Origin of the sequence: Roseisalinus antarcticus, from assembly GCF_900172355.1 — a bacterium.
In the GTDB taxonomy this organism is placed as follows: domain Bacteria; phylum Pseudomonadota; class Alphaproteobacteria; order Rhodobacterales; family Rhodobacteraceae; genus Oceanicola; species Oceanicola antarcticus_A.
Map to the genome: position 1 here is coordinate 1 of NZ_FWFZ01000068.1, position 7,172 is coordinate 7,172.

The window sequence follows — 7,172 nt, forward strand, 5'->3', positions numbered from 1 at the left end:
CTCAGACCATTATTCTTTCAGGTTTTTGTATGAGTTGTGTGAGTTTTTTTGTGAACTTTGCGGCGTCTGCGCCGTTGAGGGCCCTGTGGTCGTAGGAGAGGTCGAGGGGTGTCATCGGGACGGGTTCGAAGGTCTCTCCGTTCCAGCGGGGGACGATGTCGGTTCGGGTGATGCCGAGGATGGCGAGTTCGGGCGGGTTGACGATGGGGGTGAAGGCGGAGCCGCCGATGCCGCCGAGCGAGGAGATCGACATCGAGGCACCGCCCATCTCGTCGGGCTTGATCTTGCGGGCCTGGGCACGGGCGGCGAGATCCGCGATCTCTGCGGCGATCGCCCAGAGGCCCTTGCGGTCGGCGTCGCGGATGACCGGGACCATCAGCCCGTGGGGCGTGTCGACGGCGACGCCTATGTGGACGTAATCCTTCAGGATCAGCGTGGTGCCGTCCGCCGAGAGCGAGGCGTTGAACCGCGGAAAGTCCCGCAGGGTCCGGGCCAGCGCCTTGACGTGGAACGCGAGCGCGGTGAGCTTGATGCCCCGCGCCTGCGCCTCGGCCTTGAGGCTGGCGCGGAACGCTTCAACGCTGCGCATGTCGGCCTGGTCGTGGTGGGTGACCTGCGGGATCAGGGTGTTGGCCGCGGCAAGGTTGCGGGCGGCGACCTGGGCGAAGCGGCTCATGGGCTCGGTGGTCACGGGGCCGAAGGCGGCGTGGTCCACATCCCAGTAGCTGGTGTCGCCGGCCGGGGCGGCGGCGGCGCTGCCGCCAGTGCGTGCGCCAGTGCCAGTGCTTGCGCCACCGCCGAGGTCGTCGTTGGTGATGGTCTCGCGGCCGAGGTCACGGGCGAGCTTTTCGATGTCGATGCCCTGTTCGGCGGCGCGTTTGCGGACCGAGGGGCTGGCTATCACGTCGGGCATGTCGTCCTCACCAGCTTGCAGAGATATACTGCGTTTCCATGAACTCGAGCATGCCTTCGTGGCCGCCCTCGCGCCCCAGGCCCGATTGCTTGGTGCCGCCGAAGGGCGCCGCGGGATCCGAGACCAGCCCCCGGTTCAGGCCGACCATGCCGTAGTCGAGCCGCTCGCAGACCTGCAGCGCGCGCTTGAAGTCGCCCGAGAAGACATAGGCCACCAGCCCGTATTCGGTGTCGTTGGCCCGCGCGATCACGTCCTGCTGGTCGGTGAAGGTCTGGATCGCGGCCACCGGGCCGAAGATCTCGTCGGCGACGCATTCGGCATCGGCGGGGACGTTCGACAGCACCGTGGGCGGGTAGTAGAACCCCTTGCCCGCGATCGCCTCGCCGCCGCATTCGACCGTCGCGCCCCGGGCCACGGCGTCGGCCACGAAGGCGGCCACCTTGTCGCGGGTATCGGCATTGACCAGCGGGCCCACGTCGACCGACGGATCGGTGCCGTCGCCGACCTTCAGCGCGGCCATGGCGGCGGTCAGCCTGGCGGTATAGGCCTCGGCCACGTCCTTGTGGACATAGATCCGGTTGGCCGCGGTGCAGGCCTCGCCGAGGTTGCGCATCTTGGCCAGCATGGTGCCGGCGACGGCCTCGTCGAGATCGGCATCCTCGAACACGATCAGCGGCGCGTTGCCGCCCAGCTCCATCGCGGGTTTCAGCACCTGGTCGGCGGCCGAGTGCAAGAGCTTGCGGCCGACCCCGGTGGAGCCGGTGAAGCTGACCACCCGCACCCGCGGGTCGTGCAGCATGTGGTCGACCAGCTTGCCGGTCTGGCGCGAGGGCAGGACGTTGACCAGCCCGGCGGGCACCCCGGCCTCCTCCAGCAGCGGCATCAGCGCCAGCATGGTGAGCGGCGTCTCCGAGGCCGGCTTGATGATCACCGCGCAGCCGGCGGCGAGCGCGGGCGCGATCTTGCGGGTGCCCATGGCGGCCGGGTAGTTCCACGGCGTCACCAGCACGGCGATCCCGGCGGGCTTGTGCTGAACCATGATGCGGGCGCCCGAGGCGGGCGCGTGGGTGATCATGCCGTCGGCGCGCACGGCCTCTTCGGCGAACCAGCGGAAGAACTCGGCGGCATAGGTGGCCTCGCCCATGGCGTCGGTGCCGGCCTTGCCGTTCTCCAGGGTGATCAGCCGGGCGAAGTCGGGCAGCCGGGCGGTCATCAGCTCCCACGCGCGGCGCAGCACTTCGGAGCGGGCGCGGGGGGTGCGGGCGGCCCAGTCCTTCATCGCCGCCTCGGCGGCATCGAGGGCGGCGTCGGCATCGGCGATCTCGGCCGAGGCGACGGAGGCAAGCACCTCCTCGGTGGCGGGGTTGAGCACATCGAAGCGGGCGCTGCCGGCGCCCGGGCGCCAGCCGCCGTCGATCCAGAGGTCGGTGTGCAGCGCGTCAAAGCGGATGTCGGCCTTGGTCATGGGGCGATCCTTTCGGGGTCAGAGCAGGTGCCGGAGGGGCTGTGCCATCCGGCCCGCGAAGGCGGCAAGCAGGCTGGCGGCACGGGGCGCGCCCAGCTGGTCTGCCGCGCATTCCAGCGTCAGCCGCAGGGCGTCGCCCTCGGCGATCAGGGTCAGGACGGGGGCGTCCTCGGCCCCCATCTCGACGGTGCCCAGCAGCGATCCGCGCAGGTCGCGCAGGCGCAGGGCGGGGGCGCCATCGGGGTCCTCGGCCCCGGCGCGGCCCAGGGTCGGGCGGTCGGGGTCGGTGTAGTGCCGCTCGGCGCCGAAGCGTTCGATCCCGACGATCAGCGCGGCGTCGTCGCCCGCGTCGCGCAGGCTGGCGGCGGCGAGGCCGGCCAGCAGCGCGTCGGCATCGCCAAGCCCGGCCTCGTCGGCGGCCCAGCGGGCGAAGGCCTCGAAGCCCGGCGCGGCCACATGGGCGGTCAGGCGGCGGGCCTGCGCGGCCGGGACGCCGGCGGCGGCCCCGGCGGCGGGCGCGTCGGCGGGCAGGGCCTTCAGCGTGTCGAGATCGCGGACATGGAACGGCTGCGGATACCCCGCCGCCACCAGCCGCTGCAGATCAAGCCCCTGCTCCAGCGCCAGCCGGCGCAGCTTGGGCGAGGCCAGGATGCGGCCGCCGGCCTCGACGGGGGGCCGGGGCCCCTCGACCTGGCGCGACGTGTCGGCCTTGCCGGACGCGGCCGGCTGCGGCGCCGGGGCCTTGGCGGACTCGGTGTCGGAGGCGGGCGCCGGAGCGGCCTTCGCAGGCGCGGCCTTGGCGCTGCGCGAGACCGGCGCCTCGGGCTTGTCCGCGCTGATGATGGCGACGGGCTGGCCCACGGGCACATCCTCGCCGGCCTCCGCCAGCAGGGCCGCGACATAGCCATCATGGCCGGCGGTCACTTCCATCGTGCTCTTGTCGGTCTCGACCTCGAACAGCAGGTCGTCCGCGCCGACCGCGTCGCCGGGCGCCTTGGCCCAGGCCACCAAGAGGCCGGTATCCTGTGCCATCCCGAGCGCCGGCATGATCACCTCGCGGCCCTCGGGCAGGGCCGGGGTGTCGGACGCGGGGGCGTCCTCTGCGCCCGTCCCGGCGGGCGCGTTGTCAGCCTTGCCCTTGCCCTTGGCCGGGGCCGTGCCGCTGCCCTCCGCCGTCTCCGAGATCCGCGCGATCACCTGGCCCACCGGCACATCCGCGCCGGCCTCGGCGCTCACATCGGTCAGAAAGCCCGCGGCCTGGGCCTCGACCTCCATCGTGGCCTTGTCGGTCTCGACCTCGAACAGCGCGTCGCCCTCGGCCACCGGATCGCCCGGCTGCTTGAGCCAGGCCACCAGCACGCCGGTGTCCTGCGCCATGCCGAGGGCCGGCATGATGACGTCACGCGGCATGGATCATCTCCCCCGCGCAAAGCTTGCGCGCCGCGGCGGCCACGCCCTCGGGCGTCGGCACGGTCAGGTCCTCCAGCGCCGGGCTGAACGGCACCGGCACATCCATCGCCCCCATCCGCAGCACCGGCGCATCCAGGTGATAGAACGCCTTCTCGTTCAGCCGGCTGGCGATCTCGCCGGTCACGCCATAGCTCTGGTGGCCCTCGTCGATGACGATGGCACGGCTGGTCTTGCGGACGCTTTCGATCAGCGCCGCCTCGTCCAGCGGCACGATCGTGCGCGGGTCGATCACCTCGGCCGAGATCCCCTCCTTGGCGAGGATCTCGGCGGCCTTCTCGGCCACCTGCACCATCGACGAGGTGCCGATCAGGGTGATGTCCGACCCCTCGCGCTTGACGTTCGCCACCCCGAACGGGATCAGGTATTCCTCCTCGGGCACCGGCGCCTTGTCCTGGTACATCAGCTTGTCCTCGAAGATCACCACCGGGTTGTTGTCCCGGATCGCGGTCTTCATCAGGCCCTTCGCCTCATAGGCCGAGGACGGCATCGCCACCTTCAGCCCCGGGATATGCGCCACCAGCGCGTGCAGCGACTGGCTGTGCTGCGCCGCCGAGCGCCGGGTCGCGCCCATGTTCGTGCGCAGCACCAGCGGGACGCTGAGCTTGCCGCCCGACATGTAATGCGTCTTGGCCGCCTGGTTGCAGAGCTGGTCCATGATCAGGAAGATGAAGTCGCCGAACATCAGGTCGACAATCGGCCGCGACCCGGTCATCGCGGCGCCCACGGCCATCCCCATGAAGCCGGGCTCGCTGATCGGCGTGTCGATGATCCGGCCGGTGCCGAACTCCTCCACCAGGCCCGACAGCACCTTGAACGGCGTGCCCGCCTCGGCGACATCCTCGCCCAGCAGAAAGACGGTCTCGTCGCGCCGCATCTCTTCGGCGATGGCCTCGTTGACGGCCTTGGACAGGGTAATCTCTCGCATTTCTCTCTCCTCAGGCCGCGTAGACATGCATGTCGACCTCGGACCCGTCAGGGTACTTGGCCTCCAGCGCGTATTTCACCGCCGCCTCGGCATCGGCATGCACCTCGTCCTGCACCGACTTCAGCTCGTCGGAACTGGCAAGGCCCTCGGATTCCAGCCACTTGCCGAAGTTCACGATCGGATCGCGCTCGGTCTTCCACTGCGCCTCCTCGTCCTTGGCCCGGTAATACTCGCGGTTGATGTCGCCCACGTGGTGGCCGTGATAGCGATAGGTCATCAGCTCGATGAAGAACGGGCCCTCGCCCTTGCGCGCCCGCGCCACCAGCTTCTGCGTCAGGTCGTTGACCGCCAGAACGTCCTGGCCGTCGACCGTAAAGCTCTCGATGCCGAACGCCTCCGCCCGTGCGGGCAGCGATCCGGCCGCGATCTCGGCGGTCTTGGTATACTCGGAATAGCCGTTGTTCTCGCAGGCATAGATCACCGGCAGCTGCATCAGCGCCGCCATGTTCATCACCTCGTACCACAGACCCTGCGCCGTCGCCCCGTCCCCGAAGAAGCACACCGTGACATCCCCGGTCTTCTGCAGCTTCGCCGTCAGCGCCGCCCCGGTGGCGATCCCCATGGACCCGCCCACGATCGCGTTGGCCCCGAGGTTCCCGTTGCTCTGGTCGGCGATGTGCATCGAGCCGCCCTTGCCCCGGCAATAGCCCTCTTCCTTGCCCAGCAACTCGCAGAACATCTCGCGGAACTCCGCGCCCTTGGCCACGCAATGCCCGTGGCCCCGGTGCGTCGAGGTGATCTTGTCCGACGCCGTCAGCGCCTCGCAGATCCCCACGGCCACCGCCTCCTGGCCCGAGTACATATGCGTCAGCCCCGGCATCTTCGCCGACAGGTACAGCTGGTTCGCATTGTCCTCGAACGCCCGGATCCGCACCATCTGCCGGTACATCCGCAGATAGTCTTCGCTGTTCGTCTTTGGCTTGGCGGCTTTTGCGGCCATGATGTCCTCCCCCGAAGGCGGGGCGGGCCGCGCACGGCCGCACCCCCTCCTTCATCTTGGCAAAAAAACTCCCGCCGGAGGCTCCCCCGGCGGCAAGGCTCAGTACCGGTTGGCGATCGGCAGATCCTCGGCCGGGAACAGGCTGATCACCTCGCACCCGGTCTCGGTCACCACGACCTCTTCCTCGATCCGCGCCGCGGAATAGCCGTCGGTCGCCGGGCAATAGGTCTCCAGCGCGAACACCATCCCGGTCTTGATCTCCATCGGGTGATCCAGGCTGATCGCCCGGCTGATGATCGGCCGCTCGTGCAGCGCCAGCCCCAGGCCATGCCCGAACTGCAGCCCGAAGGCCGCGTCCTCGTTCGGAAAACCCAGCGATTCCGCCGTCGGCCAGACCGCCGCCACCTTGTCGGTGGTGACACCCGGCTTGATCATCGCGATCGAGGCGTCGATCCACTCCCGCGCCTTCACATAGGCGTCGTTCTGCACCGGCGTCGCCCGGCCGATGTTGAACGTCCGGTAATAGCAGGTCCGATAGCCCTGGTAGCTCTGCAGGATGTCGAAGAACGCCTGGTCCCCGGGTCGGAAATACCGGTCGGTGAAGTTGTGCGGATGCGGGTTGCAGCGCTCGCCCGAGATCGCGTTGATCGCCTCCACGTCGTCGGACCCCATCTCGTAGAGCATCTTGTTGCTCAGCGCCACGATGTCGTTCTCGCGGATCCCCGGCTTCAGCTCCTCGTAGATCATGTGATAGACCCCGTCGACCATCGCGGCCGCCTGGGTCAGAAGCTGGATCTCGTCCCAGTTCTTGATCTCGCGCGCCGCCAGCATGATCTGCTGGCCGTCCACCACGTTGATCCCCTCTTCCTGCAGCGCGTGGAACATCGCCGTCTCGGCATAATCCACGCCCACCGGCATGTCGGCCATGCCCGCGTCCTTGATCAGCTGCGCGATCATCTTGGCATATTTCTGCATCAGACCGAAATCGGGCGGGATCGTCCCGCGCATGCCCACCACACCCGCAAGGCAGTGATCGGGCTCCAGCCAATCCGAATGGCGCTTGTGATGCACCGCCGCAGAGCCGAAATCCCAGACATAGGGGCTGTCGTCCCCGGTCAGCAGGCAGAAACGGCACATCTTGTCCCGCTCCCATTCGCCGATCTTGGTCGCCGTCACATACCGGATGTTGTTCACATCGAACAAAAGCAGGGACCCCGCCTTCGAGTTCTGCAAACTCTGACGCGTCCGCGCAAGACGGTACCGCCGCAAACGGTCATGGTCGATCCGGCGTTCGAAATCCACAGACGAATGACCCCAAGCAGGTAGGCGCTCGCGCCACTCCCAGTTGGGCTCAAGATCCTGAGGCGTCAAAAGATTAGGCATCAATGCGCGGGACATG

At 68.7% G+C, this 7,172-nt stretch carries 6 protein-coding genes; all 6 read right to left on the minus strand.

The genetic code is table 11. From position 1 onward, the window contains the following. Position 1: 1 nt before the first annotated feature. A complete protein-coding gene (locus ROA7023_RS22540; RefSeq protein WP_085881221.1) occupies positions 2-913 on the minus strand; it encodes a 2-oxo acid dehydrogenase subunit E2 in 912 nt (303 codons plus the stop codon). A gap of 7 nt (positions 914-920) precedes the next feature. Then, the gene (locus ROA7023_RS22545) at positions 921-2,378 is read right to left on the minus strand and encodes an NAD-dependent succinate-semialdehyde dehydrogenase (RefSeq protein WP_085881222.1); all 1,458 of its coding nucleotides are present in this window, start codon (positions 2,376-2,378) and stop codon (positions 921-923) included. Between the two features lie 18 nt (positions 2,379-2,396). Next, positions 2,397-3,788, minus strand: coding sequence for a biotin/lipoyl-containing protein (locus tag ROA7023_RS22550; RefSeq protein ID WP_085881223.1), 1,392 nt, complete (start codon positions 3,786-3,788; stop codon positions 2,397-2,399). Further along, a complete protein-coding gene (locus tag ROA7023_RS22555) occupies positions 3,778-4,773 on the minus strand; it encodes an alpha-ketoacid dehydrogenase subunit beta (RefSeq protein ID WP_085881224.1) in 996 nt (331 codons plus the stop codon). Before ROA7023_RS22555 ends, ROA7023_RS22550 begins: the two co-directional genes overlap by 11 nt. 10 nt (positions 4,774-4,783) lie before the next feature. Further along, positions 4,784-5,773: a thiamine pyrophosphate-dependent dehydrogenase E1 component subunit alpha gene (locus tag ROA7023_RS22560; protein ID WP_085881225.1), complete on the minus strand. Its 990-nt coding sequence runs from the start codon at positions 5,771-5,773 to the stop codon at positions 4,784-4,786. 99 nt (positions 5,774-5,872) lie between these two features. Next, complete coding sequence (locus ROA7023_RS22565) at positions 5,873-7,171, minus strand: M24 family metallopeptidase (RefSeq protein WP_085881226.1); 1,299 nt, start codon at positions 7,169-7,171, stop codon at positions 5,873-5,875. Between the last annotated feature and the right edge of the window lies 1 nt (position 7,172).

Coding starts and splice junctions, on each gene's coding strand:
- ROA7023_RS22540 (WP_085881221.1), bottom strand. CDS start 913: ATGCCCGACGTGATAGCCAGCCCCTCGGTCCGCAAACGCGCCGCCGAA.
- ROA7023_RS22545 (WP_085881222.1), bottom strand. CDS start 2,378: ATGACCAAGGCCGACATCCGCTTTGACGCGCTGCACACCGACCTCTGG.
- ROA7023_RS22550 (WP_085881223.1), bottom strand. CDS start 3,788: ATGCCGCGTGACGTCATCATGCCGGCCCTCGGCATGGCGCAGGACACC.
- ROA7023_RS22555 (WP_085881224.1), bottom strand. CDS start 4,773: ATGCGAGAGATTACCCTGTCCAAGGCCGTCAACGAGGCCATCGCCGAA.
- ROA7023_RS22560 (WP_085881225.1), bottom strand. CDS start 5,773: ATGGCCGCAAAAGCCGCCAAGCCAAAGACGAACAGCGAAGACTATCTG.
- ROA7023_RS22565 (WP_085881226.1), bottom strand. CDS start 7,171: ATGTCCCGCGCATTGATGCCTAATCTTTTGACGCCTCAGGATCTTGAG.